Genomic DNA, 26828 nt, shown 5'->3' with positions numbered 1-26828 from the left:
AAGGGGCGTCGCGATTGGATCGCGGCGTCCCTTTTGTTTGCGCTTTAACCCGCTCTTAACCACGTCCCGCCATGGTGCCCTCTGCGCGCATCCGTGGGACCATGGGCATGGACGAACTGTTACAAGAATTCATTTCCGAGACCCAGGAAACGCTGGAGGCGCTGGCAGGCGAAGTCGTCGCCTGGGAAGCCGACCCGTCGGACCGGGACCGGCTCGATGCGATCTTCCGCTTTTTCCATACGGTGAAGGGCAGCTGCGGCTTCCTGAACCTGCCCAGGTTCGAGCGGCTGAGCCACGCGGCCGAGGATGTGCTGTCCGACATTCGCGCGGGCAAGCGCGTCGCTGATCCATCGACGGTAAGTGCGGTGCTGGGCCTGATGGACCGGATCGGCGAACTGGCCGAGGCGGTGGCGATGGGCGCGGCGCTGCCCAATGAGAATGACGAATTTCTGATCGCTGCGCTGACGACGCCATCCGACGCGACTCTGACGGTGGAGGTGGAGCATGGCCATGCCGCGGCCCCCGTCGCGGTAGCGCGGCAGGGCGGCCAGTCCGGGCCGCGCACCATTCGCCTGCCGCTCAGCCTGATCGACCAGTTGATGAACGGCGTGTCGGACATGGTGCTGGCGCGCAACGAATTGTCGCGCAAGCTGCGCGAACGCTCGGTCGACACTGAGCTGGACACAGTGTTCGAGCGGCTCTCGACCTGCGTCGCGGACATGCGCGACGTGATTAGCAAGACGCGGATGCAGCGGGTCGAGCGGCTGTTTGCCGCGATCCCGCGCATGGTGCGCGATCTGGGCCGGGATCTGGGCAAGCGCATCGACCTGACCCTGGAAGGCGGCGACGTCGAGATGGACCGCGAGATGGTGGAGATGGTCGTCGACCCGCTCACCCACATCGTGCGCAACAGCATCGACCATGGCATCGAAACCCCGGAAAAGCGCCGGGCGGCGGGCAAGCCGGAAACGGGCCAGTTGCGCCTGGAAGCGCGCCAGTCGGGCAATCAGATCGTTATCGTCGTCACCGACGACGGGGCGGGCATCGACACGGCGCGGCTGGTTGAAAAGGCGATTGCCGCTGGCCGCCTGACCCCGGAAGCCGCTGCCCGCATGAGCGAGGCGGACAGGCTGGAACTGATATTCCAGGCCGGTCTGTCCACCGCCAATCAGGTGACGGCGATTTCCGGGCGCGGCGTCGGCATGGACGTGGTGCGCGCCAATGTGGAGCGGATCGGCGGGCTGATCGCGCTGGACAATCATCCGGGGCGCGGCCTGTGCATCACTTTGCGGGTGCCGCTGACGCTGACCATCATTCCCGGCCTGATCATCCGCGCAGGTGGGCTGCATTTTGCGATCCCGCGCGCGGCTGTGGTCGAGATCCTGCACGACAATAATGACACGCTCCAGATCAGCGAAGTGGGCGGGGCGAAGATCGCGACGATCCGTGGCCTGCGCCATTCGATGATCGACCTGGAAGATGTGCTGGGCATGGACAAGCCGGTCGAGACCGGGCCGCGCGCCATCATGGTGGTGCGTTCGGCGACTGGCGTACCCTTTGCCATGGGGGTGTCGGCGGTGGACAATCATGAGGAACTGGTGATCCGTCCAGCATCCCCTTTGGTGATGGCGTCGGGCGTCTATGCAGGCATGACCCTGCCCGACAATGGCAAGCCGATGCTGCTGCTCGACGCGGCGGGCATCGCCAGCGCGGCCAAATTGCCGACGATGATCGACGACCGCGCCGCGCGGCAATCGGACCAGGAGGCCGATGCGCAGAGCGGGGTCGAGATGGTCGCGGCGCTGCGGTTCGAGGAATGTTCGGGCGAACGCCGCCTGTTGCAACTTTCGCTGATCGAGCGGGTCGAGGATATTGATGCGTCGCTGTTCGGCCGGTCGGGCGGCAACGCCTTCGTCCGGCTAGACGGTCGGCTGGTGCCGGTCGCCAATGGCCTGACCGATTTCGGGCGTGACAAGATTTCCGCGCTGCGCCTGCGCGATGGTTCGGTGGAAGCCTGTTATCCGGTCGCGGCCGTGCTGGACATCGTCCAAATGCCGATGGTGCCGGACATGGTGGCGATGCATGGCCATGTCAGCGGCGTCGCGGTGATCGATGGCGAGCATCTGGAAGTGATCAATCCCTTTGCGCTGTTTGCCAGCCTGCCCGATGGCGGCATTGTCGAGCGGGTGCGGGGGCGCTGTCTGCTGGCCGACAGCGATGATGGCTGGACCCGCGACATATTGGCGCCGCTGCTGCGGCAGGCGGGGCAAGAGGTGGTGATGGGCCTGCCCGATGATGCAGCGGTCGATCCGCGCGACGTGCTGCTGCTGACCGGCCATGACGCCGCGCAGACGGCTGGCGTCATGGCCGGGATGATCGGATGCCGGATCGTCCATCTGCGCGCCTCGCCGCGCGCGGCGGGGCCGCAGGATAGCAGCATCTATCGCTATGATCGGGACGCGCTGATGGCGGCGATCGCCGGAGGGCAGGGGTAAGGCCATGGACAGACTCTATCTTTTCGCCACGCTGGCAGGCACGCGCATCGCGGTCGAGACGGGCGAGGTCGAGGCCGTCGTCCGCCTGACCGACGTGTCGCCCGTGCCGGGCATGGGCGCACATATTGCCGGGCTTTCGGCTTTGCGCAGCCGGGTGCTGACCATCATCGACGTCGCGGCGCTGATCCATGGCGTCGCCAGTCCGCGGGTGGAGCGGGGGCTGGCCATCATCGCCGACATTAGCGGCCACAGCTATGGCCTGATGGTCGATGGCGTCACCGACATTTGCCGTGTGCCGGAAGGCGAACTGCCCCTGCGCGGCCAGATCGGCCCGGCCTGGGCACCCTATGCCCGCGCCATTGTGGAGCATGAAGGGCATCCCTGGCTGCTGGTCTCGCTTGCTGCGTTTATCGAGGGTGGGGCGCTGGCGCAGGCGGCGTAAGGACGGGCGGACAGAATTTGCGACCAACCGAAAAATCATCCTTCTCTTGTTTACCAATTCCTCGGCTTTGCCGGTTAAGCCTTGATCCGGGACGCAAAAACCAAAGGGACGCCTCATGAAGAATTGCCTGGTCGTTGACGACTCCAAGGTCATCCGCAAGGTGGCGCGTCATATCCTTGAATCGCTGGACCTGACGGTCAGCGAAGCGGTGGACGGTCAGGACGCGCTGACCCAGTGCGAAGCGTCCGCGCCCGATGTCGTCCTGCTCGACTGGAACATGCCGGTGATGAGCGGGATGGAGTTTCTTCAGGCGCTGTCGAGCGCGAAGATGACGGCACGGCCCAAGATCATCTTCTGCACCACCGAAAATGGCATTGGCCATATCAAGGCGGCGGTCGAGGCCGGGGCTGACGAATATGTGATGAAGCCGTTTGACCGGGAAACGCTGGAAAGCAAGCTGGTCATCGTCGGGGTGATCTAGCGGGCGGGACACAGTCCTCATCCTTGGGAGAATTTCGACCTTTTCTTCGTCCTTCGTGCAGAAAGTCCCGTGATGACCTTCATCGCGCCGATCATGACCAGTCGCAGGAGCGAACCCAAGTCGGTTCGCACGCTGGTCGTTGACGATTCGGTTGTCGTCCGCACCGTTATCGAACGCATCCTCAATGCCGATCCGGCCTATGCCGTGGTCCATAAGACGAACAGTGCCGAACAGGCGCTGGGCTATCTGGCGGGGCATGATGTTGATCTGGTGCTGCTCGACATCGAATTGCCGGGGCAGAGCGGGCTGGCGGCGCTGCCGGCCATTTTGCACGCCAATCCCGACGTCAAGGTCGCGATCCTGTCGGGCAAGTGCGAGGAGGGCAGCGCGGCGGCCATCGAGGCATTGGCGCTGGGTGCCAGCGACATATTGTCGAAGCCGGGCAGCGGCAGTTTTGGCGAGCATTTTCCCCAGACGCTGATCGAACGTTTGAACCGCCTGTTCACCGATCGTCCCGCCCCATCGCCGCCGCAGCGCCCGCTTGCGCCCCCTGTCGTCCAGCCAGCCGCGCAGCCGCTTGCCTGCCTTGGCATTGGTGCGTCGACTGGCGGTATCCATGCGCTGAGCCAATTGTTTGAAGGTCTTGCCGCACCGCTGGGCGTGCCGGTGCTGCTGACCCAGCATCTGCCCGCCAGCTTCACCGTCTATTTCGCGCAGCAACTGGCGCGCATGACCAGTCTACGGGTCAAGGTCGCCGAAACCGGCGATCTGTTGATGGCCGACACCGTCTATGTCGCCCCCGGCGACGCCAATCTGCAACTGCGGCGCGGCCTGCATGGCCGGGTGACGATAACGCTGAACCCGGAACGCACGCCAGCTGGCAACCTGCCCGGTGTCGATCCGATGTTCGCCAGCATGGCGGATGTATATGGTGCGGGCGCTGTGGGTATCGTCCTGACCGGCATGGGCCGCGACGGCACGGTCGGTGCGCGCGACATTGTCGCAGCGGGCGGCTGGATCGTCGCGCAGGATGAAGCCAGCAGCGTGGTTTGGGGGATGCCCGGATCGGTTGCGGGAGCAGGCCTGACCTGCGCCGTGATGGAGCCGCTAGCTATTATGGACTTCGTGTCCCGGCGCGGAAAGGTGCTTGTTTGATGGTCATGCCCCCTTCGCCTGCATCGACATTACAGGGCGCGGCGCGCATCCTGTCCGGGCTGCTGGAAGCGCGCACCGGGCAAGTCCTGTCTGAAGGCCGGGCGTGGCGGATGGAAACCGCGCTGCGACCCGTGCTGCGCGATCATGGCCTAACCGACATGGACGAACTGGCCGCCAAGCTGCTGCGCAAGGGCGACGCACGGCTGGAGCAGGAAGTGGTCGATGCGCTGCTCAACAATGAAAGCAGCTTCTTTCGCGACCTTCAGATTTTCGACATGATCCACCGGCAGATATTGCCCGCCATTCATGCAGACAAGACCGACCGGACGCTGCGCATCTGGAGCGCGGGCTGTTCGACCGGACAGGAAGCCTATTCGCTGGCGATCCGCCTGCGCAACGACGCGGCGCGCTGGAGCGGATGGCGGATCGAGATATTGGCGACCGACATTTCGACCGCCGCGATCGATCAGGCGCGATCAGGCATATTTTCGCAAATGGATGTGCAGCGCGGGCTGGCGGTCGGCGACCTGCTCAAATGGTTCGAGCCATCGGGCGAGGATTGGCGCGCCAGCCCCGAATTGCGGCGCATGATCGATTTCCGCCACGACAATCTGTTCGATGCCAAGGCACCGACCGGTGCCTACGACCTGCTGCTGTGCCGCAACGTCCTGCTCTATTTCAGTCCGGAACGGCGGCAGGCGGTGCTGTCGCTGCTCGCCCGGCACAGCCATGCCGGGTCGATATTGTTGCTGGGCGCGGGTGAAACGGTGATCGGGCAGGGCGATGATTTTACCGCCCATCCCGAGTTTCGCGGCGGTTATGCGCGGCAGGCGGCATTGCCCGAAGGCGCGATCGGACGGGTGCGACGGACGGGCTGAGGATTCGGGTCAATCCTTAACCATGCTTGATTGCCGCGCTTGCCTGCGCCATTGTCACGCCCAGGCTGCGCGACTGCACGGGCGGGCCGAAAGGGCATGATGAACGAGCTGCCGATGATCGAAACGCCGTCGCCCAATTTCGACGAGCGCAGCCTGCCGGTCTCGATGCTGGTGTTGCATTATACCGGGATGCCGGACGCGGCGAGTGCGATCAACTGGCTGGCCAACCCGGAATCCAAAGTTTCCGCCCATTATGTCGTGACGGAGGATGGCCAGATCATCCGCATGGTTGATGAGGCCAAGCGCGCCTGGCACGCGGGGCGATCCCACTGGCGCGGGGTGGATGACATAAACAGCGCCAGCATCGGCATAGAGATTGTCAATCCGGGGCATGAATGGGGCTACCGGCCCTTTCCGCAAACCCAGATGAGTTCGTTGATCCCGCTGGTGCATGACATCGTCCAGCGGCACCGCATCACCCGCGGCAATATCGTCGGTCACAGCGACATCGCGCCCGCGCGCAAGCAGGATCCGGGGGAGCTGTTCCCCTGGGCGCAACTGGCGCGGCTGCGGCTGGCCTTGCCGCGCCCCACCAAGAATCTGATGGACCCGCACTGGACCGATGGCGGCTTCATGCTGGCGCTCGAACGGTTCGGCTATGATATTGCCGATCCGCAAGCGGCAGTGGTGGCGTTTCAGCGGCGTTTTCGCCCCGAACTGATCGACGGGGTGATTTGCGGCGAATGTCGCGCCATCCTGCTGGCGTTGCTGCTGCCCAAGCCCAGGGGTGATGAATAAGGGCGTGACGGCAGGCCCGAAGCTGGCTAGGGGACGTTCCGCCAGAGGGCCGGGCGGCCGCGGCGTGGCGGGTAACTTCCACGGCGAGGAAAGTCCGGGCTCCACGAAATGACGGTGCCGGTTAACGACCGGCTGGAGTGATCCAAGGGACAGTGCAACAGAAAGCAGGTCGCTAAGGCTTCGGCCCAGTGACATTGAAAGGGTGCGGTAAGAGCGCACCGCGTCTGCGGCAACGCAAGGCGGCATGGTAAACCCCACCGGGAGCAAGACCGAATAGGGGCGGCGCGCAGCTTCATGCTGCTAGGTCTGTTTCGACCGAGACCGTCCGGGTTGGTTGCTTGAGGAACGGAGCAATCCGTTCCCTAGAGGAATGGTCGCCTATCCCCGGAGACGGGGTGGACAGAACCCGGCTTACAGGCCCTCTGGCATTTATTTGAGATATTTTCCGCACCGGCCCGCTCCCCCACCCGGCCGACCATTCAGGATATTCTGTGGGTGGCCGGGTGGGGGCGCGGGCCGGTGCGGGCTTCAAAATGCGCTCTTTCGCGCATTTTCAAAATATGGCGCGATGGGGTGGCTTTCCGCCCGCACCTTCCCTAATTCGGGCAAATGGCACGAAATAGCCGATCCAATGACTGGGGCTTTCCCCGCTGGCGTGCCTATGGTGCATCGCGTGAGGCGCAGCGCGTGCGGATGTGCGACCGCTTTGGCTGCGACAAGCCGGGCGACTGCCCCGCACCCAAATCCCCCAACAGCCCGGAACGCTGGTATTTCTGCCCCGATCATGCGGGCGAATATAACCGTAACTGGGATTATTTTCAGGGACTGGACCAGGAAGAACGCGAACAGCGCGAGCGGGACGAGCGGCGCGATGCGGGCGGCTATCAGGGCAGCGCCTATCATAGCTGGGGCGGGCCGGGCGATGGCAGCCGGTCGCGCGACGAACTTCATGCGCTGAAAGCATTGGACCTTGAGGATGATGCCGATTTCGAGGCGGTGAAGAAAAGCTGGCGCACGCTGGCCAAGGAATATCATCCCGACGTCAAGCCGGGCGATGCGCAGGCCGCTGCCCGTTTCCAGACGATCCAGGCCGCCTATGAAGTGCTGCGCGCCGCCGAGGAGCGGCGGACGTGGAAGCCGCGCGGGGCAGTGGATTGAAGTCGCTGGTCCGATCCAACTGGCAGAATGCCGTGCTCGTCTGCCGCAAATGCGAAAAGAAGCTGGACGGCGGCTTTGGTACCGATGGCAATACGCGGCTGGCCAAGGCGCTCAAGCGGCATTTGTCGCTGAAGAAGGGGCGCAAGGCTGCGGCGGGCATTGTCGAGGTCAGTTGCCTGGGCGTCTGTCCCAAGGGCGCGGTGACGGTGGTGAATGGCGCGGCCAGCCGGGAATGGCTGCTGGTGCAGCCGGGCGCCGATCTGGACGAGTTGGCCCATACGCTGGGGCTTGCGCCGACCGACCATCGTTAAAGCAATCCTTACCAATTCCAGCCTAAACGGATGGAATGAGATATTTCCTTTCTGTGCAACGCGTTATGCCGATCGTGGGTCAATGCAGTCTGATCCTGCTTGGCCTGGTTGCGCTGATCCTGTCGCCGCCCGTCAGCGGGCGGATGCTGCTGGTGCCGTTGACCGCGCACGCCCGCTTGGCGCTGGCGCCTGTCGCCATTGCGCATGGCGCGCGACTGGTGGCGGCGGGACCATGGGCGGGATCGCTGTTGATCGAGGGACGGCGTGATCGGCTGGCGTTGACGATGCTAGGCCATGGCGTCATCGCCGTCGCGACGAACCGCACCGGTTGCGGAGGTGCTGCGTGATGCAGGCCGAATCGAGCCTTGGGCGCTTGCGCCTCCAGGGGTTGCGTGTCCTGCTGTTTGCCAGCTGGCTGTGGACGATCGCGCTGGGTTCTATGTCCCTGCTGTTGGGGGTGGAACGCGGCGGGCAGGCGATGGCGCTGTCTGTGCTGGTCAATGCCCTGCCGACGATCATGATTCTGCGCAAAAGGCTGGATGTCGAAACGCGGCTGGCGATGGGGACGCTGGCGGCGGTGCAGCCTGCCATCGGCCTCTATCTGCTGTCCGGCCATGTCTGGCAGATGGACGGACATATGTTCTTCTTCGTCGCGCTGGCCGGGCTGGTGCTGCTGTATGACTGGCGGCCGATCGTGCTGGGGGCGGTGCTGACGGCGGCGCATCATCTCCTGCTCAACAGCCTTTTACCTGCCTGGGTATTTCCGGGCAGCGGCGATCTGGAGCGGGTCGCGATTCATGCGGTCGCTGTGCTGCTGCTGACTGCCGTGCTTTGCTATCTCACCATCCGGCTGCGCGCCCTGCTGCTGGCACTGGATGGTCAGATCGCGCAATCTGCGCAGCTGGCGGACGCGGCGGAAAGCGGGCGGACTGCGGCGGAGGCGGCGATGGCCGCCAGCCGGGACGCGGATTTGCGCGAAGCGGCGCTGCGCCACGCACAGGAACAGGACAAGGCGCGCATGGCGACCGAACGGCGCGCGGCGACTCTGGCATTGGTGCAGGATTTCCGCAGGTCCGTGTTCGGCATTGTCGAGGCGGTCGGCGCCGCGGCCCATGATCTGGAAGAATCGGCGCGATTGCTGAACGGCCTGGCGCGAGACGCCAGCACCGGCACGCATGAAACGGCGGCGGCGGCTGAACAGTCGTCCGCCAGTGCAGCCCTGCTCGCGCGACGGATCGAGACATTGTCCGCATCGATTACCGCCATTGCATCGGCCGCGCAGCAGCAGGCGGTGCTGGGCGGAGAGGCGCAGCGCGTGTCGACCGCGGGGCATGAGGCTGTGCGTGATCTGGAGGAACGGACGGCGTCGATCACCAGCTTTGCAGGATCCATCACCGGCATTGCCGCGCGGACCAACCTGCTGGCGCTCAACGCGACGATCGAGGCGGCCCGTGCGGGTGAGGTCGGCCGCGGCTTTGCGGTCGTGGCAGGCGAGGTCAAGCAATTGGCCAGCCAGACGGCCAGCGCAACCGGCGAGATCGAATCGCTGGCCTGGTCCGCCCGCGAGGGTGCAGGCATAGCGCAGGGCGCCCTTTCGGATGTGGCGGGCGCGGTCGAACAGCTGGCAGAGGCCGCCGATGCGATCCAGCGCGCCGTCGCCGATCAGCGCGACGCAACCAGCGCGATCGAGCAGGCTGCCCGCGATACGGCGCGCGACGCCACGATCATGACGCGGCAGATGGAGGGGGTGGCTGACGTCGCCCGCGATACCGAAAGTCTGTCCGGCCGGGTGTCGAGCGCGGCGACCGGCCTGTCCCGCACGGCGCAGGAGTTGCAGCGGGCCACCGACATGTTCGTGGCGCAGCTGGAAGCTGCCTGATCGGTTCAGCCGGCGCGGGCGATGCGTGACGCGCTGTCGTCAACCTTGTCGGCGAGAGGATAGAGGGTGCGGTTTTCGCGGTCGACCCGTTCGCTCAGCGCCCGGATGATGGCCTGCGTCTCGACGCAGAAATCGGTCCATTCGCGCGCGACGCGATCGTCGCTCCACGCGGTCATGTAGCGGGAAAAACTTTCGGCGAGTGCGCCGGTTTCGGTCTGGAGCGTGGCGGCGGTGGTGCGGGTGCGCTCATCAGCGGCGCGTTGCATCGCGGGATAGAGGATGCGGTCCTCCAGCGCGAGATGGGCCATCAACTGGCGCGCAAGTTGCCAGCGTATGGCGCCCACGCTGCGCGGGTTGGCGCGGTCAGCCGTCGCTTGCGCCAGTCTGTGCGCCGTATGGCTGATCTCGTCATGCTGCCAGCGCAATTCGGCCATGTCCATCGCTTCGCCCTTCCGTCCCCACGGAAAGCCGATCATGGGTGCAGCGACTTAATAAAGCGTTGCCGCGGCCATCATAATGGACGCGATAGATAATGCCCCCGCACCATGGCAGCGCGGGGGCATTCTGCATCATCAGCCCGGCTGGTCGGCGCGGCTGACGCCTTCGCCATCCAGGTTGAGCGCGACGAAATCCCAGTCGATCGCTTCCTTCAGCAGCTTTTCGGCATAGGCCGGGCGCAGGTTGCGATAGTCGATATAATAGGCATGTTCCCACACATCGAGGATCAGCAGCGGCGCATGGCCTTCATGCGCGACCGGCGTGTCGGCGTCATGATAGGAGGTGACTTCCAGCTTGCCGTCCTTGAGCACCAGTGCGGCCCAGCCGCTGGCGAAATGGCCGACGGCTTCGGCCTTGAGCTTTTCGACCAGCGCGTCGACCGACCCGAAGGCTTCGTTGATCATGTCGAGCAGCTTGCCCGAAGGCGCTTTCTTTTCCGGCGACAGGCACAGCCAGTAGAAGCTGTGGTTCCAGATCTGGCCGACCTGGTTGAACAGACCGCCCTTGGATGATTTGATCAGTTCGACCAGCGACTTGCCCTGAAGGGCGGCATCGGCGGCGACCAGTTCATTGGCCTTTACGACATAGGCGTTGTGATGTTTGCCATGATGATAGTCGAAGGTTTCGGCCGACAAAATGTCGCCAAAGGCATCCTTGGCATAGGGCAGGGCGGGCAGGGTGAAGGCCATGAAATACTCCTCGGTTCATGGATGGGATTGGCCACATAACGAAGCTGCGGCCTTAAGGCTCCGTGCCCGTAGCAGGCTTATTGCGCTGCGGAAAACAGGATATTTTCACTCTAAATTGAGGAAATATCCATGTGACATATCCGTAACGATGACATAGACTTTCCGGTCAGGCCGCCCGACACATGCGGCGGCCGGAAAATGGGGGTAGGGTCATGGCGAAGTTTTTCGGCAATCTGCATCTCGTTCTGGCGGCGGGGCTTGTCCTTGCGCTGCTGGTCATTCTCGCGGTCCCCGCGAACACGATACCAGAGCAGGCGATCTTGCGCTGGCTCCATCTGTTTTTCGGCATCACCTGGATCGGCCTGCTCTATTATTTCAACTTCGTGCAGATCCCGACCATGCCCAAAGTGCCGGCCGAGCTGAAACCGGGCGTATCCAAATATATCGCGCCGTCTGCGCTGTTCTTCTTCCGCTGGTCCGCCGCGTTCACCGTGCTGACCGGCCTGGTCATCGCCTGGCGCAGCTTCTATCTGGTCGAGGCGCTGACCTTCAAGCCGGGCTTCGTGCTGATCGGCATCGGCATGTGGCTGGCGCTGATCATGGCGTTCAATGTGTGGTTCGTGATCTGGCCGAACCAGAAGAAGGCGCTGGGGCTGGTCCCTGCCGAAGATGCGGTGAAGGCGAAGGCCGCGACCACCGCGATGATCGTCTCGCGCACCAACACATTGCTGTCGCTGGCGATGCTCTATTGCATGATCAACTTCAACGGCGGTTGATGGATTGATGGCTGCCGGGGTTTCCGCCCCGGCATGTCCGTCAACCCTGTGGCGGGGACGTGCCGCCAATCTCGTCGCTGTCGAGCTTGTCGCCCAGATTGAGGCCGTGGCGCATCAGCATCGGGATATTGGCGGCGGCAAAAACCACCGACACGATGGTCACGCCCCACACCTTGACCGCCAGCCAGCTGTCGAAGCTCATCGTGCGGCGCATCACTTCATTGGCGATCGCCATGGCGACGAAGAAGATCGCCCAGTTACGCGACAGCTTGCGCCAGCCGGTTTCGGACAGGCCATCATAGGCGGCCTGGAGCAGATATTTCAGCAAAGGCTTGCCACGCAGCAGCCCGCCAAACAGCATTAGCGCGAAGAAGCTGTAGATGATCGTCGGCTTGATCTGGATGAAGCTCTGGTCGTGGAAATAGATGGTGAGGCCGCCGAAAAACAGCACCAGCGCGGCGGACAGCCACAGCATGGGCGATACTTTGCCCAGCTTCCATTTCGACACGATCACCGCGACGACGATAGCGGCCATGAAGGCGCCGGTGCCGACGATCATCCCTAAGAATTTATAGCCCAGGAAGAACACCAGCAGCGGCCCGAAATCGAGCGCCAGGCTGAGCGTGCCGGAGTGGGCGGGTTTCGAGGTGATTTTGGTGTCGGTCATATTCCGTTTTCCGTTCGCCCTTAGCCTGTCGAAGGGCCGTACTTTACTTCAAGAAAGGGCAGGGCTTCGACAAGCTCAGCCTGAACGGTTTTCCTAAATATCACCGTGCATAGGCGGTCCCGGCGATGGCCCGCGCCATGTCGCCCGGATCGAAGGGGCGCAGATCCTCGATCTTTTCGCCCACGCCAATGGCATGGATCGGCAGGCGATATTTTTCCGCCGCCGCGACCAGCACGCCGCCGCGCGCGGTGCCGTCCAGCTTGGTCATGACGAGGCCCGTGACATGGGCGACTTCCTTGAAAACCTCGATCTGGCTCAACGCATTCTGTCCCGTGGTGGCATCCAGCACCAGCACAACGTCGTGGGGCGACGCCGGGTTCAATCGGCCAAGGATGCGGCGGATCTTGGCCAGCTCGTCCATCAGCTCGCTCTTGTTCTGGAGGCGGCCTGCGGTGTCGACGATCAGCACGTCGATGCCGGTGGCGGTCGCCTGCTTGACCGCGTCGAACACGATACCCGCTGCGTCGCCGCCTTCCTTGCCCGCGACGATGGGGATGCCAAGGCGGTCGGCCCAGACCTTGAGCTGGCCGATGGCTGCGGCGCGGAACGTGTCGCCCGCCGCCAGCATGACGCCATAATCCTGCTCCAGGAAATTATGCGCCAGCTTGGCGATGGTGGTGGTCTTGCCGGACCCGTTGACGCCGATGACGAGGATGACCTGCGGGCGCGGGAAAGCCTCGATCTCCAGCGGGCGGGCGACCGGGGCCAGCACCTTTTCGATCTCCTCCGCGATGATTTCGCGCAGATATTCCTCGGTCAGTTCCTTGTTGAACCGCCCTTCGGCCAGCCGTTCGCGCACCCGACCCGCCATGGCCGGGCCAAGATCGGACACGATCAGTGCTTCCTCAATCTCGTCCAGCGTCTGGTTGTCGAGCGCGGCCTTACCGAACAGGCCGGTCAGATTTTCGCCAAGCTTGTCGGAAGTGCGCCGAAGCCCGCCGAACAGGCGATCGCGCCAGGATGTGCCACTATCTGTCATGGCTGGCCTCTTGCGCGATCAGCGCGCCATTCTCAAGGCCGCTGATCGTTGCGCGCACGATAGAGGAGGGCGTCTGCGGGGTGGCAAAGCGCACCGGGGCGAAATTTTCCGCATGGCCGGACAGCCCGCTGCGCTCGACCAGTACCGACCGGCGGGTGCCGACTAGGCTGGCGAGCCAGTCGGCGCGTTGCGCTTCGCAGGCGGCGCGCAGCCGGGCGGCGCGGGCCTTGATAGTCGCGCGGTCCACTTGCGGCATCCGCGCGGCGGGCGTGCCGGTGCGGGGCGAATAGGGGAAGATATGGCCGTGGACGATACGGCAATCGGCAATCAGCGCCAGGCTGCGCGCGAACATCGCCTCATCTTCGGTCGGGAAACCGGCTATGATGTCCGCGCCGATGCTGATGTCCGGGCGCGCGCTGGTGAGGCGATCGACGATGCGGACGGCGTCGGCGCGGCTATGGCGGCGCTTCATGCGTTTCAGGATCATGTCATCGCCCGCCTGGAGCGACAGGTGCAGATGGGGCATCATCCGGGGTTCGTGGGCGATCAGGTCGAACAACCGATCGTCAATCTCCACGCTGTCGATGGAGGAGAGGCGCAGGCGGGGGAGGTCCGGCACACCGTTCAGGATGCGCTCCACCAGCAGGCCGAGCGACGGGCTGCCGGGCAGATCGGGGCCGTAGCTGGTGACGTCCACGCCGGTCAGCACGATTTCCTTGTAACCCGCCGCGACCAGTTCCTTCGCTTTCTCGATCACCGCCCCGGCGGGGACGGAGCGGCTGTTCCCCCGGCCATAGGGGATGATGCAGAAGGTGCAGCGATGGTCGCAGCCATTTTGCACCTCAAGGAAAGCGCGGGCATGATCGGCAAAGGCGCTGGCCATATGCGGCGCGGTGTCGCGCACGGTCATGATGTCGGCGACGCGGACTTTCTCCGCCTTGGGCGCGAAGGAAGCCGCCTCCATTTTCTCCCGGTTGCCGATGACGGCATCGACTTCGGGCATGGCGGCGAAGGTCTCCGGCTCGGTCTGCGCGGCGCAGCCGGTGACCATGATGCGCGCGTCGGGCCGGTCGCGGCGGGCGCGGCGGATCGCTTGCCGTGTCTGGCGCACGGCTTCGGCGGTGACGGCGCAGCTGTTGATGACGATCAGGTCATGCTGATCCGCCGCCATGTCGCGGATCGCCTCGCTCTCGGCAATGTTGAGGCGGCAGCCCATGGTGATGATGTCGGGGCCGGGCATTAGAAGCGCGACCAGTCGGCCTCGCCATCGAACACATGGGTGGCGGGGCCGGTCATGCGGATCGTGCCGCCCGGCGCCCAGTCGATGATGAGGTCGCCACCGGGCAGGCTGACGGTCACGGGACCGCTGACCAGCTTGCGGCGAACGGCGGCAACGGCGGTGGCGCAGGCGCCGGTGCCGCAGGCGCGGGTCAGGCCAGCGCCGCGTTCCCACACGATCAGGCGGATATGATTGTCGCCCACGACCTGCGCGAAGTTGACGTTGACGCGGGCGGGGAAGAGCGGGTCCGTCTCGATGATCGGGCCAAGCCGCGCGCTGTCCACCGCGTCCAGATCGTCAACGAAGAAGATCACATGCGGATTGCCGACATTGACGGCGGCGGGCGGCGGCAAATCCTCCCAGCTCGCACCCATGGTCAGCGTGTCCATGGCATAGGCCAAGGGAATCGCGTCCCACTCGAAGCGCGGCGCGCCCATATCGACACTTGCGCCGCCATCGACCGCCTTGGCGTCCAGCAGGCCCGCCTGCGTGCGGATCAGCACGTCGCGGCCCACGAACAGCGGCACGCAGCGCGTGGCATTGCCGCACGCCTCGACCTCGCTGCCATCGGCGTTGAAAATCTGCATCGACACGTCGGCGTCGGGCGCATTGCCGATCAGGATCAGCTGGTCGCAGCCTATCCCGGCATGACGATCGGCAATGGCGCGGGCGCGGCCTTCCGTCATCTCGACCGCATCGGTGCGCGCGTCGATCACGACAAAATCATTGCCCAGGCCATGCATTTTGGAAAAACGTCCCATGATGGGGGCGCATGTAGGGGGAAATGAAGAAAAGTGCCAGAGGCGGGAGCGTGAACGCTTCCTCCGTTCGGCCTGAGCTTGTCGAAGGCCTGCCTTTCTGCTTTTTCTCGCGCAATGGCGGCGAGAGGCACGCAGCGCGAAGTAGAAGGACGAGGCTTCGACAGGCTCAGCCCAAACGGAGAAGAAGATCAACAATGGCGCTTAAGATGCACGCTTCGCTGGCAGTTCATCCCGGCGACTGGCTGAGGACTGAAATGGTAGAGGCACATGGCCTGAAAATTGGCGATCTGGCCGATCATCTGGGAGTGACGCGGCAGACCGTCAGTCGTTTGCTCAACCAGCGTCAGGATTTGACGGCTGACATGGCGATTCGCCTTGAAAAACTGTTCGGCATCGACGCCGATACGCTAATGCGGATGCAAGTGCGCCATGATCTGGCGCTGGCGGGGCAACATGCCGCTGCGCTGGAGATCAAGCCGCTGACGGCGTGACCTGAGGGCGCGCATTGCTGCTATTTGGGGGCTGCCTTGAACGTCACGCGCAGGCTACGGATCAGGGTGATGGGATTGCCCGCATCATCTTTGGTAATGAAGTTATACAGGCTCTTCGCCTGCGAACAGGCGATTTCGGCCAGCCTTGCTAGGCCTTCCTTTTGACTTAACGGTTCGCAGGCAATGACATGGCCTGTCGTGTCGACCTTCGTGATGATCCCGACGCTTTCTTCCAGCACGCCGTTGGGAAGCCGCTGAACTTGCAATTCCATGTCTGCGGCGGGAAGTGATGGGGTACGCCCTTTGGCTGCCCGACCATGACGATTCAAACTTAGCGCCACGATTCCATCATATATATTATAGACGGCTTGGCCCGCTTCGTCTGTTGCAGGCTTGAACCTGGCGCCACTGGTCAATGCGGCACAGGTCTGTCGATCAAATTCAGGAAACCCACTAGATTGTGTGATGTCGCAACGCTTTACCCGGCCTTCTGGAGAGACAAGTAGCGAAAAATCGACCGCCAAATCCTCATCACGCTGCATGGCACTTTGCGGATATTCCAGATCGCTCGTCCAGCTTGCCGGATTATTCGCCGGCGTCGCCTGCGTCATCGAAGCCGCAAGCATGGCGCTCAATATCAAACTCATCTGTTCGCCCCCGCCGCCGTCGCCCGCTTCTGCCCATAGAGAAAATACACCACCAGCCCCACCGCATTCCACCCCAAGCAGGCCAATATCGTCTGCATCGGCAGGCTGATGAACAGATAGGCGCAGCCGCCCATCGCGCCTAGGCCTACGAACCAGGCAGCAGGCGTGCGGAAGGGGCGGCGCATGTCGGGGAGGCGACGGCGCAGGACGAGGAGGCACAGCCCGACTGAAGTGAAGGCGATCAGCGTGCCGGCGTTCGCGAGCGCGGCGATTTCATCGATCGGCAGCAGCCCGGCGATGATCGCAACCAATATGGCGGTGACCAGCGTGATCCGTGCAGGCGTGCCGCGTTTGGAGATTTTGGCGAGACTTTGGGGCAGAAAGCCGTCGCGCGCCATGACCAGGAAGATGCGGCTCTGGCCATAGAGGAAGCCGAGCAACACGGTGGGCAGGGCGATGACGGCAGCGATGGCGACGATCCGCGCTACTTCTCCCCGGCCCATTTCGCGCAGGATCAGCGCCAGCGGCTCCGGGCTGTCGGCGAAGCGGGTGAAGGGCATCGCGCCGATCGCGGCGGCGGCGACAAGCACATAGATCAGCGTGCAGACGACCAGCGATCCGACGATGCCGATGGCCAGATCGCGCTCCGGGTTCTTGGCCTCTTCCGCCGCGGTCGAGATGGCGTCGAAGCCGTAAAAGGCGAAGAAGATGATGGCGGCGGCTGCCATGACACCCCGCTCGACCCCGTCGGCACCCATATGCTTGGCAAAGCCGAAGGGCATGAACGGCTCCAGATTCTGCGCGTCGAAGGCGGGCAGGGCGACCCAGACGAACAGGCTCAACGTCGCGATCTTGATCAGCACGAGAATGGTGTTGAGCCGCGCGCTTTCATGGGTGCCGAGCATCAGCAGGCCCGCGACCACAGCGATGATGAAGATGGCGGGCAGGTTGATGAGACCGCCCAGTTCCGGTCCCTGCGTCAGCGTTTCGGGAAAGCCGATCGCGGTGAGCAGCGGCGCGGCATAGCCCGACCAGCCGACCGCGACGGTCGACACGACAAGGCTATATTCCAGGATCAGGCTCCACCCCACGATCCAGGCAATGCCTTCGCCCAGCACGACATAGGAGTAGCTATAGGCGCTGCCCGCAGCGGGCATCATGGTCGACAGTTCGGCATAGGCGAGCGCAGCGCAGGCGCAGATCGCGCCTGCAATCGCAAAGGAGAGGAGGACGGCTGGCCCGGCCCGGTCCGCGCCGACGCCGATCAGCGTCAATATGCCCGTACCGACGATCGCGCCGACGCCCAGCGCCAGCAGATGCGGCCAGGACAGAGTGCGCGCCATGCGATGCTGGTCGCCGCTTGGCGTCATCGCCTCCATCGGCTTGCGGCGTGTCCAGCTCATGATCATCGGCTCCCCTGATTGTCGCGCCACCATGCCGAAAGCTGCGGGACTGGCAAGAGTTGAGATTGACGAACGATGTTTTTGTATATACATAAACGCAGGTGGAAATCGAGTTCGATCCTGCGAAAGATGCCGTCAATATTGACAAGCACGGCATATCCCTGTCGCGCGCGACCGATCTCCATTTGCTTGCCTATGTGGACGATGATCGCTTTATCGAGCCGCGGTTTCGTCTCTCTGGCTTGATTGACGGTGAAGCGTATTGCGTGGCCGGCACCGCGCGTGATGGAAAGGTGCGCGTCATCAGTCTGCGTCGAGCGCGCGCCAAGGAGATGAAACGCTATGTCTGATACCTCGATCATATTCGATGACGAAAACCCTGAATGGACCGACGAGGATTTCGCACGCGCCGTGCCATTTGATCAGGCTCCTGCGCATATCCGCGCAGCCTTTTCTAAAGCAGGCGGTCGCCCGCGCGGCTCCAACAAGGAGCAAGTCGCGCTGCGGATCGACAAGGATGTGCTGGCACGCTTCCGCGCGACCGGGCCGGGGTGGCAGACGCGGATCAACGCAATACTCCGAGCCGCCAAGCTGTAGCTTTGCTTGCGCGGCGGCGGGCTTTCCGCTAGGGGCGCGTCTGCAATCGGGCGGTTTGCCGTTCGGTCCCTGACATATCCATTGAGCGCGCACCCTGCAAAGGGACAAGCATCAGGCGCTTTGTATGGACGCTGGTTGGCGAGGTTTCGCCCACCGGCGATTTTGTCGTTTGATGGGAATGCAAGGATTTTCAGGCCCTTGGGCCAATTGAGGTGATGATGTTCGATTCGCTGAGCGATCGTCTGGGTGGGGTATTCGACAAGCTGCGGGGGCGTGGTGCGCTCACGGAGGACGATGTCCGCGCCGCGATGCGCGAGGTGCGAATCGCGCTGCTCGAAGCCGACGTCGCCCTCTCCGTCGTGCGCCAGTTCGTCGATCAGGCGACCGAGCGCGCGGTGGGCAGCGACGTTCTGCGATCGGTTACACCGGGGCAGATGGTCGTCAAGATCGTCTCCGACACGCTCACCGAAACGCTGGGTTCCGACACATCGGACCTGATGATAGACGTGACCCCGCCCGCCGTCATCATGATGGTCGGGCTTCAGGGGTCGGGCAAGACGACCACGACCGCCAAGATCGCCAAGCGGCTGAAGGAAAAAGACCGCAAGAAGGTGCTGATGGCGTCGCTCGACGTCCAGCGCCCCGCCGCGCAGGAACAGCTCGCCGTGCTCGGCACCCAGTGCGATGTCGCCACCCTGCCGATCATCGCCGGGCAGCAGCCGGTCGATATTGCCCGCCGCGCGCTCCAGTCGGCCAAGCTCCAGGGCTTCGACGTGGTGATGCTCGACACCGCCGGGCGTCTGCATGTCGATCAGGCGCTGATGGACGAGATGAAGGCGGTGGCCGATGTCGCTACGCCTGCCGAAATCCTGCTGGTGGTCGATTCGCTGACGGGTCAGGACGCGGTCAATGTCGCGCAGAGCTTCACGGCGCAGGTGCCGCTGACGGGCGTGGTGCTGACCCGCATGGACGGCGATGCGCGCGGCGGTGCGGCGCTGTCGATGCGGGCGGTCACGGGTCGCCCGATCAAATTTGCGGGCACCGGCGAAAAGCTCGACGCGATCGAGGTGTTCCACCCGCAGCGCGTGGCGCAGCGCATATTGGGCATGGGCGATGTCGTGTCGCTGGTCGAGCGTGCCGCCGAGAGCATCGACGCGGACGAAGCTGACAAGCTGGCCAAGAAAATGGCCAAGGGTCAGTTCGACATGAACGACCTGCGCGCGCAGCTGGGCCAGATGCGCCGCATGGGCGGGCTGGGCGCGCTGGCGGGGATGATCCCTGGCCTGAAAAAAGCGCAGGCGGCGATGGCCAATAGCGGCGCGAACGACAAGACGCTGATCCATCTCGACGCGATGATCGGATCGATGACGCCCAAGGAGCGGGAACGCCCCGCGCTCATCAACGCCAAGCGCAAGATCCGCATCGCCAAAGGCTCCGGCACCACGGTGCAGGAAGTCAACCGGCTCCTGAAAATGCATCAGGAAATGGAAGGCGCGATGAAGAAGATCCGCAAAATGGGTGGCCTCAAAGGGCTGGCCAAGATGTTCACCGGTGGTGGCATGGGCGGATTGGGTGGTCCCGATAGCGGGGCCGGTGGCCCGCCCGACCTGTCGGGGCTGGGCGGCCTTGGCGGACTGGGCGGTAACATGCCCAAACTACCCCCTGGTTTTCAGAATTTCATGAAGAAGTAGCCCGTCATTCCGGCGGATGCCGGACTCCAGTGTCGGATGGGAATGACCAGCCGCTCTGGATGCCGGATCAAGTCCGGCATGACGATTAATATAAATATATTCGTAGTTTACGTCAGAAAGGTAAGTCCCATGGCAACGTCCATTCGTCTCTCGCGCGGTGGTTCCAAGAAGCGCCCCTATTATCGCATCGTCGTGGCCGACAGCCGCGCGCCGCGTGATGGCAAGTTCATCGAGCGCATCGGCAGCTACAACCCCGTCCTGCCCAAGGGTGACGAAAAGCGCGTCGTTCTGGACGTGGAACGCGCCAAGCATTGGGTTGCCGCCGGCGCGCAGCCGACCGATCGCGTCGCCCGTTTTCTCGACGCCGCTGGCGTGAAGGAGCGGATCGTGCGCAACAACCCGAACAAGGGTGTGCCGGGCCAGAAGGCCAAGGATCGCGCCGAAGATCGTGCGACCAAGCTGGCCGAGGCCGAAGAAGCCCGCATCGCTGCCGAGGAAGCCGCCAAGGCTCCTGTCGAAGCGCCTGCCGTTGAAGAGGCTCCTGCTGCCGAAGCGCCTGCTGAAGAAGCGGCTGCCGAACAGGCTGAGGGCTGATCCTCTTGACCGACAAGCCCGTCACTCTCGCCGCGATTATCGGTGCGCATGGGGTGGCGGGCGAAGTCCGCCTGAAACTGTTTGGCGAAGGGGTCGAAAGCCTCAAAGCCTATGGCAGTTTCGATGCGGGCGGGCGCAGGCTGACATTGAAGTCGCTGCGCCCCGGTTCCAATGGTGCGGTCGCGCGCTTCGCCGAAATCGGCGATCGCAGCGCGGCCGAAGCCATGCGCGGCACGGCGCTGACCGTCCCGCGCTCCGCCCTGCCGCCACTGGGCGAGGGCGAATATTATCATGCGGACGTCATCGGCCTGCTTTGCCTGTCGAGCGACGGCGAAGCGCTGGGCGAGATCATCGCCATCGAGAATTTCGGCGCTGGCGACATTATCGAGGTCCAGCGGCCGTCGGTGGACGGCAAGCCCGGCAAACGTTTCATGGCACCCATGCACGCGGTCACGCTGGACGCGGAGCGGGCGGTGATTGACGCGGCGTTCGTGGAATAGTATATACGTCCTGTATATACGGAGGTCCACGATGAGCGAAGAGTATAAGGCCAAGATTTTCAAGTCGGGCAACAGCCTGGCCTTGCGCCTGCCCAAGGCTCTTGGCCTCAAGGAAGGCGCGGAAATGACGCTGCGCGAGGATCATGGCCGCTTCACCTTCGAGCCGGCCCAGAATGATCGCAAGATCGACGTCAGCAAATTCGCGGGCAAGGCGCCGTGGCTGGAACCTCTGCCGCGCGAGGATTTTGATGATTCCCCTCGCGATTGGCACCTGCTGGGTCGTGATGCGTCCGGGGCATGATGCGGCTGCTGGATACCAATAGCTGCATCTATGCCTTTACCGGCATCTATCCGTCGCTGATTGCCAGAATGGCGGAGCAGGCGGCGGGCAGCCTGTTCATATCGTCGATCACCTATGCCGAACTGGCCTACGGCACGGTGCGGGGCAAACCGCCGCCACCCGAAGCGCTGGCGGCCTTTGTCGCGGAGATCGCCATCCTTCCCTTCGATGAGGCGGCGGCGCAGGCTTATGCAGCGCTTCCCTTTCGGCGCGGCAGTTTCGACCGTCTGATCGCGGCCCATGCCCTATCTCTGGACGTGGCGCTGGTGACCCGCAACGAAGCCGACTTCGCCGACATACCCGGTTTGCAAGTCGAGGACTGGACGCGCTGACGCTTGCCGCCCGCCGGGAACTGGACGATGCCGCCTCCATCGCCTAAGCGGCAATCATGGCACAGATCCTTACCGCTCTCTATCTTCTTGCGATGCTGGCTGCTGGCTGGCGGCTGTTTGGCCTTGGCTGGTCGCGTCGCGTCAAGATCGCCGCGGCGGTGGCGCTGGTGTGTCCGGTGCCGTTGCTGGTGCTGCTGCCCGGCCTCATTCATCCTGAGCGGCCCTTTGCCGACCTGCTGCGCGCTATCGGGCTGGCACTGCTCGCCTGTGGTGCGCTGTGCCTGGCGGGCGGTGTGTCGGCGGCCTGGCTGCGCGCGCGGCGGCGATGAGCTTTGCCGCGCAGATATTGACGCTCTACCCGGAGATGTTTCCGGGGCCATTGGGCGTATCGCTGGCGGGGCGGGCGCTGGCGGACGGGCGCTGGTCCTGCGCGCCGATCCAGATGCGCGATTTCGCGACCGACAAGCACCGCACGGTTGACGATACCCCGGCGGGTGGCGGCGCGGGCATGGTGTTGCGCGCCGACATATTGGCGCGGGCGGTCGATCATGCGCTGGAACAGCGGCCCGACCTGCCGGTCATCGCCATGACCCCGCGCGGCGCGCCGATCACCCAGGCCCGCATCCGCGCACTGGCGGACGGTCCGGGCGCGACCATCTTGTGCGGGCGATTTGAGGGATTTGACGAACGGATTTTCGACGCCCGGCCGATCGAGCAGGTCAGCATGGGCGACATCATCCTGTCGGGCGGGGAAATGGGCGCTTTGATGCTGCTGGATGCTTGCGTCCGGCTGCTTCCCGGTGTAATGGGCGCGGCTTCCAGCGGGGTGGAGGAGTCCTTTGAAACGGGGCTGCTCGAATATCCGCACTATACCCGACCGGTTGAATGGGAGGGGCGCACGATCCCGCAAGTGTTGCGATCGGGGGATCATGCGAAGATCGCTGCCTGGCGGAAACAGCAGGCGGAGGTTGATACACGGTCACGGCGGCCGGACCTTTGGGAACGTCACATCGGCGTTCGGGTCCAGTCGCCCTCTGGCGCGCAACGCGACTTGAAGGACTGACGTTTCATGAACATCCTCCAGCAGATCGAGGCGGAAAGCATTGCCGCCCTCGCCAAGGACATTCCCGATTTCCGCCCCGGCGACACGCTGCGCGTCGGCGTGAAGGTGGTCGAAGGCGAACGCAGCCGCGTCCAGAATTACGAAGGCGTGTGCATCGCGCGTTCGAACAAGGGCATGGGCAGCAACTTCACCGTCCGCAAGATTTCGTTCGGCGAAGGCGTGGAGCGCGTATTCCCGCTCTATTCGCCCAACCTCGATTCGATCGTCGTCGTCCGCCGTGGCGTTGTGCGTCGTGCGAAGCTCTATTATCTGCGCGGCCGCACCGGCAAGCGCGCGCGCATCGCCGAACGCCGCGACGTGCGCACCGAGGGTTGAAGGGCTGGATGTTGAAGGCGCTGCGAGCGTCTTCTTCGCCACTTCGCGACGAGACATAAAAATCGGGCGCCGAAAGGCGCCCGATTTCTTTTTGCGTTACGCTGGCTGTCAGATTTTCACCTTCAGACGGGCGTACCAGAAGCCGCCATTGGCACCGAAAGGCCCACCACTGTTGGGATAGACTTGGCCATTGGACAGGCTGTTTGTCAGGACATAGATCGGGTTGGCGGCTGTCGCCTTGATTTTGTCCGGATAGGTGTTGAACAAATTGGTTGCACCGACCGCCAGCGTATAGTGCTTGGCAATCGTGTAGCTGAGTTCCAGGTCGGTGGTGAATTTGGACCTGAATTTCTGACCAGGGAAAGCGTCTTCCAGAATGAACGAGCCGTAGAAGTTCTCGCGGGCCGTAAACGTGAAATCGCCGATGGCATAGTTGCCGGTGAAAGTGGCGCGATGCTTTGGAATCGTGCCTTCAATATCCTTTTTCTGAGAGGCGCTGATGATGACCGGATCGAACTTCGTTACCTTGGTCTCATTATAGTTATAGGCAAGTGTCAGATTGAGCGAGCCTGCACCTAACCCTGTCCGATAGCTACTGACAAAATCGATGCCGGCGGTGCGTGAATCATAGGCGCTCGTGGGATAATTCACATCACCGCCTTCTCCTACCGCCGCAAGAGCAGGCTGGGCAATGATGTCCGCAGCTGTGACGCTATAGGTCTGCGATGTGCCGATGCGATCCTTGATCTTGATCCAATAGCCATCGACTGTCACGGTCAGGTTCGGCATGGGCTTGAACACGAAGCCCAAACCATAGTTGGTGGACTTCTCCGGCTTCAGCGACGTTGCGCCGAAATATTGCGCAATCGGATTGCCGACGGGATAGGTGCCCGTCTGCACCTGAATACCGTTGGTGAAGGCCGTCGTCAGAATCTGGACGTTGCTCTGGCCAGGCGACGGCGCGTGATAGCCGGTGCCGATCGTGCCGCGTACCGAGACTGTCGGTGTGATCTTCCACAGCGCGTTTACCTTGCCGACCGTGGCTGACCCGAATGTGCTATAATGCTCATAGCGACCAGCGGCACCCACCGACAATGTATCGGTCAAGTCGACCTCTGCGCTGAGATAGCCGGCATAGGAATTCTGCGAAAAGCTGTCGGCTGCATCCGGGCTGGTGCCGCCATAGCCGCTCGCACCCGGCGGCATGGTGACGGTGGAATCCAGAGTGTATACCCCCGGAGCCGTTTCGACATACAGCGCCTGGTTGGAATAAGGCCCGATGCCATAGGATTGTTCGTCGCCTTCGGTGGCCGAATAGGTTTCCTTGCGATATTCGCCGCCGAACGCGATGGTGACCGGGCTGGCGAGGCCAGCATCGAGGGAATAGACGAAATCGGCGTTCAGGTTGGTCTCTTTCTGGATCAACGAACCAAATTCAAATTCCGTCTGCGAGAGCGGCCCATAGGAGGGGCTGAGCGAATCAAACATGGACAGGGCTAGTTCGTTGCGGCTGAGCGATCCCGAAACGTCGAACGTCAGGTTCTCGATCAGGTCACCCTTGATACCCAACACACCGAATGCCTGGTCCTTCACGCCGACGAACTGCGGCGTGAAGCCTGCCGGATACAATGTCGAAAAGGAGAAGGTGTTGCCGTCCTTAACGAACCCGCCCGCAGCGCAGGTCTGGCTGTTTGCAGGACAGGGGGTCAGGTAGATGGGGTGGCTGAACGCCGTGTTGCGTGTCTGCGCGCGCACAACGCCAGCCGTATCGGTCGCAGAATAGGTGATGGGCGGACGATAGTTGAAGCTTTGCGTAATCTTCGAATGTGCGAAGTTGCCAAAGGCATAGAGTTGGGTTGCATCGGTCACGTTATAGTGAGCGTTGACCGCAGCCTTCCATCCTTCAGCCGGTGAATTGCCGAAAATTTGCACCGGGTCGGGATAGTTGGGCAGTTGTGATGCCAGACCCGGATTTGCCTGCGCGAACAGCACGGCGCTCGGCCGCGTTGCGTTGCGGATCGTGCCGTCGTCCTTGTTATATTCTCCCGCGACCGAGATGAACCCACGGTCGCCCAGCTTGACGCCGGCATAGCCTGCGATCTGCCGGGAGGTGCCGTCGCCGCCATTGTCATAGAATTGTCCGTAGCGCGTGCTGACTTCCAGCCCCTCGTCCTCGCGCAGCGTATAGTTCAGCACGCCGGCAATTGCGTCCGAACCATATTGCGCCGTCGCACCTTCACGCAGGATTTGCAGGTTGCCAAAGGCGATGGATGGCAACACCGAAATGTCGGAGCCTTGCGAGAGATTGTTGGTCGGATCCCCGGCCGCGACCTGCACCAGCGCGGATCGGTTGAAGCGCTTGCCGTTGATCATGACCAGCGCCATGTCGCCCGCCAGACCGCGGATAGACGGCGCGCGAACGAAGGTGGAAGCGTCGGAAATCGCGTTCTGCGCGACGTTGAAGCTGGGAACGAGGTTCTTCACGATTTCCAGCATGTCGGCCGCGGGCTGGGTTGCCAGTTCTGCTGACCCGATCACGTCGATCGGCGAGGCCGAGTCCGTTACGGATCGGTCCGTGCGGCGCGTGCCCAGAACCACGATGGTGGCATCCGCTTCGACCGCAGGCTCCGCGGCGGGCGTCTGAGAGAAGGCCGGTGCCGTAAAGGCGGCAAGTGCGGTGGTCGCCAGCAGAGCCTTGGTCAGCCCACCAGCGAGTAAATTGTTCATCATCTAAAGCCCCCTACTTTGGTGTATGGGCCTTTCCATCCATCCCCTGACACTTGGTTTTGTTGCTAGAGTGTAAAACGGGCGATGTGGTTCGATCCGCCATGTCGTTTCACATTTGCGCGGCATCTTTTTTAACTGTTACATAAATGTAACAGATTCTTCGATTTTTGCTGAAGCATTGCCGGACGAGACTGGGTCGGGATTGAAAAGGCGAGGGAATTATGCAGCAGAAAAATATGCCGCTGACCCACCGCCTCGCCACCCCGGCTGACGAACTCACGCTCGCCGCGTTGATGCAGCAGGCGATCGACCGGTTGCAATCACCCTTCCTGACGCCCGATCAGGTGCGGGCCAGCCATGCCTTTATGGGGCTGGACAGCCGCCTGATCGCCGATGGCACCTATTTCGTGGTGGAAGAGGGCGATGCAATCGCGGGCTGTGGCGGCTGGAGCCGGCGGGCGACTGCCTATGGCGGCAATCACAGCGCCGGGCGTGATGACCGGCTGCTCGATCCGGCGACGGAGGCCGCGAAGGTCCGGGCGATGTACACCCACCCCGACCATGTCCGCAAAGGCGTGGGCACGCTCGTCCTGTCGCTCTGTCAGGCCGCGGCGCGAGCGGAGGGCTTTGCCGCGCTGGAATTGTCCGCGACGCTGGCGGGCGCGCCGCTCTACCGCAGCTTCGGCTTTGTCGATGTGCGCCCGTTTGAAGATAGCGGTGTGCCCATGATCCTGATGCGCAAGGCGATGGACTGACCGACGG

Annotated in this window: 32 protein-coding genes and 1 other RNA gene; 24 read left to right on the top strand and 9 right to left on the bottom strand. The window is 63.3% G+C overall.

The window, feature by feature from the left end:
- The first annotated feature begins 107 nt into the window (after positions 1 to 107).
- The 11 genes from Q0D44_RS09800 to Q0D44_RS09750 all read left to right on the top strand — a co-directional run bounded on the left by Q0D44_RS09800 (position 108) and on the right by Q0D44_RS09750 (position 9597).
- Positions 108 to 2495 (top strand): chemotaxis protein CheA, encoded by a 2388-nt coding sequence (locus Q0D44_RS09800; protein WP_294135959.1) that lies wholly within the window; start codon positions 108 to 110, stop codon positions 2493 to 2495.
- A 4-nt stretch (positions 2496 to 2499) separates the two neighbouring features.
- Positions 2500 to 2937, top strand: coding sequence for a chemotaxis protein CheW (locus tag Q0D44_RS09795; protein ID WP_294135956.1), 438 nt, complete (start codon positions 2500 to 2502; stop codon positions 2935 to 2937).
- Between the two features lie 115 nt (positions 2938 to 3052).
- Complete coding sequence (locus Q0D44_RS09790) at positions 3053 to 3418, top strand: response regulator (RefSeq protein ID WP_006958812.1); 366 nt, start codon at positions 3053 to 3055, stop codon at positions 3416 to 3418.
- A gap of 72 nt (positions 3419 to 3490) precedes the next feature.
- On the top strand, positions 3491 to 4573 hold the full coding sequence (locus tag Q0D44_RS09785; protein WP_294136193.1) for a chemotaxis protein CheB: 1083 nt from the start codon (positions 3491 to 3493) through the stop codon (positions 4571 to 4573).
- Positions 4573 to 5451, top strand: a complete 879-nt coding sequence (locus Q0D44_RS09780; protein ID WP_294136189.1) for a protein-glutamate O-methyltransferase CheR — start codon at positions 4573 to 4575, stop codon at positions 5449 to 5451. The genes Q0D44_RS09785 and Q0D44_RS09780 overlap by 1 nt, the downstream gene beginning before the upstream one ends.
- 99 nt (positions 5452 to 5550) lie before the next feature.
- Complete coding sequence (locus tag Q0D44_RS09775; RefSeq protein WP_119747904.1) at positions 5551 to 6249, top strand: N-acetylmuramoyl-L-alanine amidase; 699 nt, start codon at positions 5551 to 5553, stop codon at positions 6247 to 6249.
- 41 nt (positions 6250 to 6290) lie between these two features.
- An RNA gene (gene rnpB / locus Q0D44_RS09770) (RNase P RNA component class A) lies at positions 6291 to 6679 on the top strand.
- Positions 6680 to 6858: 179 nt separating this feature from the next.
- Positions 6859 to 7407 carry a J domain-containing protein gene (locus tag Q0D44_RS09765; RefSeq protein WP_119747805.1) on the top strand — a complete coding sequence of 183 codons (549 nt, stop codon included), beginning with the start codon at positions 6859 to 6861 and terminating at the stop codon, positions 7405 to 7407.
- Entirely contained in the window at positions 7380 to 7718 is a 339-nt protein-coding gene (locus Q0D44_RS09760; protein WP_294135939.1) for a (2Fe-2S) ferredoxin domain-containing protein, read from the top strand. Before Q0D44_RS09765 ends, Q0D44_RS09760 begins: the two co-directional genes overlap by 28 nt.
- A gap of 53 nt (positions 7719 to 7771) precedes the next feature.
- Positions 7772 to 8065 (top strand): hypothetical protein, encoded by a 294-nt coding sequence (locus tag Q0D44_RS09755; RefSeq protein WP_294135937.1) that lies wholly within the window; start codon positions 7772 to 7774, stop codon positions 8063 to 8065.
- The gene (locus Q0D44_RS09750; protein WP_294136184.1) at positions 8065 to 9597 is read left to right on the top strand and encodes a methyl-accepting chemotaxis protein; all 1533 of its coding nucleotides are present in this window, start codon (positions 8065 to 8067) and stop codon (positions 9595 to 9597) included. The genes Q0D44_RS09755 and Q0D44_RS09750 overlap by 1 nt, the downstream gene beginning before the upstream one ends.
- A gap of 5 nt (positions 9598 to 9602) precedes the next feature.
- On the opposite strand, the gene Q0D44_RS09745 is transcribed toward Q0D44_RS09750, so the two are convergent.
- Both Q0D44_RS09745 and Q0D44_RS09740 read right to left on the bottom strand, forming a co-directional pair.
- The gene (locus Q0D44_RS09745; RefSeq protein WP_294135935.1) at positions 9603 to 10073 is read right to left on the bottom strand and encodes a hemerythrin domain-containing protein; all 471 of its coding nucleotides are present in this window, start codon (positions 10071 to 10073) and stop codon (positions 9603 to 9605) included.
- 96 nt (positions 10074 to 10169) lie between these two features.
- Positions 10170 to 10784 (bottom strand): superoxide dismutase, encoded by a 615-nt coding sequence (locus tag Q0D44_RS09740; RefSeq protein ID WP_294135932.1) that lies wholly within the window; start codon positions 10782 to 10784, stop codon positions 10170 to 10172.
- 212 nt (positions 10785 to 10996) lie between these two features.
- On the opposite strand from Q0D44_RS09740, the gene Q0D44_RS09735 reads away from it, so the two are divergent.
- On the top strand, positions 10997 to 11560 hold the full coding sequence (locus Q0D44_RS09735; RefSeq protein ID WP_294135929.1) for a urate hydroxylase PuuD: 564 nt from the start codon (positions 10997 to 10999) through the stop codon (positions 11558 to 11560).
- Between the two features lie 40 nt (positions 11561 to 11600).
- Here the strand turns inward: Q0D44_RS09735 and ispZ are convergent, their stop codons facing one another.
- The 4 genes from ispZ to dapF all read right to left on the bottom strand — a co-directional run bounded on the left by ispZ (position 11601) and on the right by dapF (position 15306).
- Positions 11601 to 12227 (bottom strand): septation protein IspZ, encoded by a 627-nt coding sequence (ispZ, locus tag Q0D44_RS09730; RefSeq protein WP_294135926.1) that lies wholly within the window; start codon positions 12225 to 12227, stop codon positions 11601 to 11603.
- A gap of 100 nt (positions 12228 to 12327) precedes the next feature.
- Complete coding sequence (gene ftsY / locus Q0D44_RS09725; RefSeq protein WP_217673521.1) at positions 12328 to 13266, bottom strand: signal recognition particle-docking protein FtsY; 939 nt, start codon at positions 13264 to 13266, stop codon at positions 12328 to 12330.
- On the bottom strand, positions 13256 to 14506 hold the full coding sequence (gene mtaB, locus Q0D44_RS09720) for a tRNA (N(6)-L-threonylcarbamoyladenosine(37)-C(2))-methylthiotransferase MtaB (protein ID WP_294135922.1): 1251 nt from the start codon (positions 14504 to 14506) through the stop codon (positions 13256 to 13258). Before mtaB ends, ftsY begins: the two co-directional genes overlap by 11 nt.
- Entirely contained in the window at positions 14506 to 15306 is an 801-nt protein-coding gene (gene dapF / locus Q0D44_RS09715) for a diaminopimelate epimerase (RefSeq protein WP_294135919.1), read from the bottom strand. The genes mtaB and dapF overlap by 1 nt, the downstream gene beginning before the upstream one ends.
- Before the next feature lie 194 nt (positions 15307 to 15500).
- Here dapF and Q0D44_RS09710 point away from each other — a divergent pair, with 194 nt between their 5' ends.
- Positions 15501 to 15797 (top strand): HigA family addiction module antitoxin, encoded by a 297-nt coding sequence (locus Q0D44_RS09710; protein WP_294135917.1) that lies wholly within the window; start codon positions 15501 to 15503, stop codon positions 15795 to 15797.
- 20 nt (positions 15798 to 15817) lie between these two features.
- Here Q0D44_RS09710 and Q0D44_RS09705 read toward each other — a convergent pair whose 3' ends face one another.
- Together Q0D44_RS09705 and Q0D44_RS09700 are read right to left on the bottom strand one after the other, a co-directional pair.
- Positions 15818 to 16444, bottom strand: a complete 627-nt coding sequence (locus Q0D44_RS09705; RefSeq protein WP_294135913.1) for an energy transducer TonB — start codon at positions 16442 to 16444, stop codon at positions 15818 to 15820.
- Complete coding sequence (locus tag Q0D44_RS09700; RefSeq protein WP_294135912.1) at positions 16441 to 17847, bottom strand: amino acid permease; 1407 nt, start codon at positions 17845 to 17847, stop codon at positions 16441 to 16443. The genes Q0D44_RS09705 and Q0D44_RS09700 overlap by 4 nt, the downstream gene beginning before the upstream one ends.
- Positions 17848 to 17948: 101 nt before the next feature.
- Here Q0D44_RS09700 and Q0D44_RS09695 point away from each other — a divergent pair, with 101 nt between their 5' ends.
- The 10 genes from Q0D44_RS09695 (at position 17949) to rplS (ending at position 23339) form a co-directional block, all read left to right on the top strand.
- Positions 17949 to 18197: a BrnT family toxin gene (locus tag Q0D44_RS09695; protein WP_294135910.1), complete on the top strand. Its 249-nt coding sequence runs from the start codon at positions 17949 to 17951 to the stop codon at positions 18195 to 18197.
- Positions 18190 to 18444, top strand: a complete 255-nt coding sequence (locus Q0D44_RS09690; protein ID WP_294135908.1) for a BrnA antitoxin family protein — start codon at positions 18190 to 18192, stop codon at positions 18442 to 18444. Before Q0D44_RS09695 ends, Q0D44_RS09690 begins: the two co-directional genes overlap by 8 nt.
- Before the next feature lie 215 nt (positions 18445 to 18659).
- A complete protein-coding gene (ffh, locus tag Q0D44_RS09685) occupies positions 18660 to 20135 on the top strand; it encodes a signal recognition particle protein (RefSeq protein ID WP_294136181.1) in 1476 nt (491 codons plus the stop codon).
- A gap of 129 nt (positions 20136 to 20264) precedes the next feature.
- On the top strand, positions 20265 to 20729 hold the full coding sequence (gene rpsP / locus Q0D44_RS09680) for a 30S ribosomal protein S16 (RefSeq protein WP_294135906.1): 465 nt from the start codon (positions 20265 to 20267) through the stop codon (positions 20727 to 20729).
- A gap of 5 nt (positions 20730 to 20734) precedes the next feature.
- Positions 20735 to 21229 carry a ribosome maturation factor RimM gene (gene rimM / locus Q0D44_RS09675; protein WP_294135903.1) on the top strand — a complete coding sequence of 165 codons (495 nt, stop codon included), beginning with the start codon at positions 20735 to 20737 and terminating at the stop codon, positions 21227 to 21229.
- Between the two features lie 31 nt (positions 21230 to 21260).
- Positions 21261 to 21530 carry an AbrB/MazE/SpoVT family DNA-binding domain-containing protein gene (locus Q0D44_RS09670; RefSeq protein ID WP_294135900.1) on the top strand — a complete coding sequence of 90 codons (270 nt, stop codon included), beginning with the start codon at positions 21261 to 21263 and terminating at the stop codon, positions 21528 to 21530.
- The gene (locus Q0D44_RS09665; protein WP_294135897.1) at positions 21527 to 21901 is read left to right on the top strand and encodes a type II toxin-antitoxin system VapC family toxin; all 375 of its coding nucleotides are present in this window, start codon (positions 21527 to 21529) and stop codon (positions 21899 to 21901) included. The genes Q0D44_RS09670 and Q0D44_RS09665 overlap by 4 nt, the downstream gene beginning before the upstream one ends.
- Positions 21902 to 21957: 56 nt before the next feature.
- Positions 21958 to 22230, top strand: a complete 273-nt coding sequence (locus Q0D44_RS09660) for a hypothetical protein (protein WP_294135894.1) — start codon at positions 21958 to 21960, stop codon at positions 22228 to 22230.
- The gene (trmD, locus tag Q0D44_RS09655; RefSeq protein WP_294135891.1) at positions 22227 to 22964 is read left to right on the top strand and encodes a tRNA (guanosine(37)-N1)-methyltransferase TrmD; all 738 of its coding nucleotides are present in this window, start codon (positions 22227 to 22229) and stop codon (positions 22962 to 22964) included. The genes Q0D44_RS09660 and trmD overlap by 4 nt, the downstream gene beginning before the upstream one ends.
- Positions 22965 to 22970: 6 nt before the next feature.
- Positions 22971 to 23339, top strand: coding sequence for a 50S ribosomal protein L19 (gene rplS / locus Q0D44_RS09650; RefSeq protein WP_217673508.1), 369 nt, complete (start codon positions 22971 to 22973; stop codon positions 23337 to 23339).
- A 108-nt stretch (positions 23340 to 23447) separates the two neighbouring features.
- Here rplS and Q0D44_RS09645 read toward each other — a convergent pair whose 3' ends face one another.
- Entirely contained in the window at positions 23448 to 26069 is a 2622-nt protein-coding gene (locus Q0D44_RS09645) for a TonB-dependent receptor (protein WP_294135886.1), read from the bottom strand.
- 233 nt (positions 26070 to 26302) lie between these two features.
- On the opposite strand from Q0D44_RS09645, the gene Q0D44_RS09640 reads away from it, so the two are divergent.
- Positions 26303 to 26821, top strand: a complete 519-nt coding sequence (locus tag Q0D44_RS09640) for a GNAT family N-acetyltransferase (RefSeq protein ID WP_294136179.1) — start codon at positions 26303 to 26305, stop codon at positions 26819 to 26821.
- The last annotated feature ends 7 nt before the right edge of the window (positions 26822 to 26828 follow it).

Origin of the sequence: Sphingobium sp. (genome assembly GCA_023266575.1) — a bacterium.
GTDB lineage: Bacteria > Pseudomonadota > Alphaproteobacteria > Sphingomonadales > Sphingomonadaceae > Sphingobium.
The sequence above is the reverse complement of the archived record's forward strand: the minus strand, read 5'-3'. Positions and strand labels throughout refer to the sequence as shown.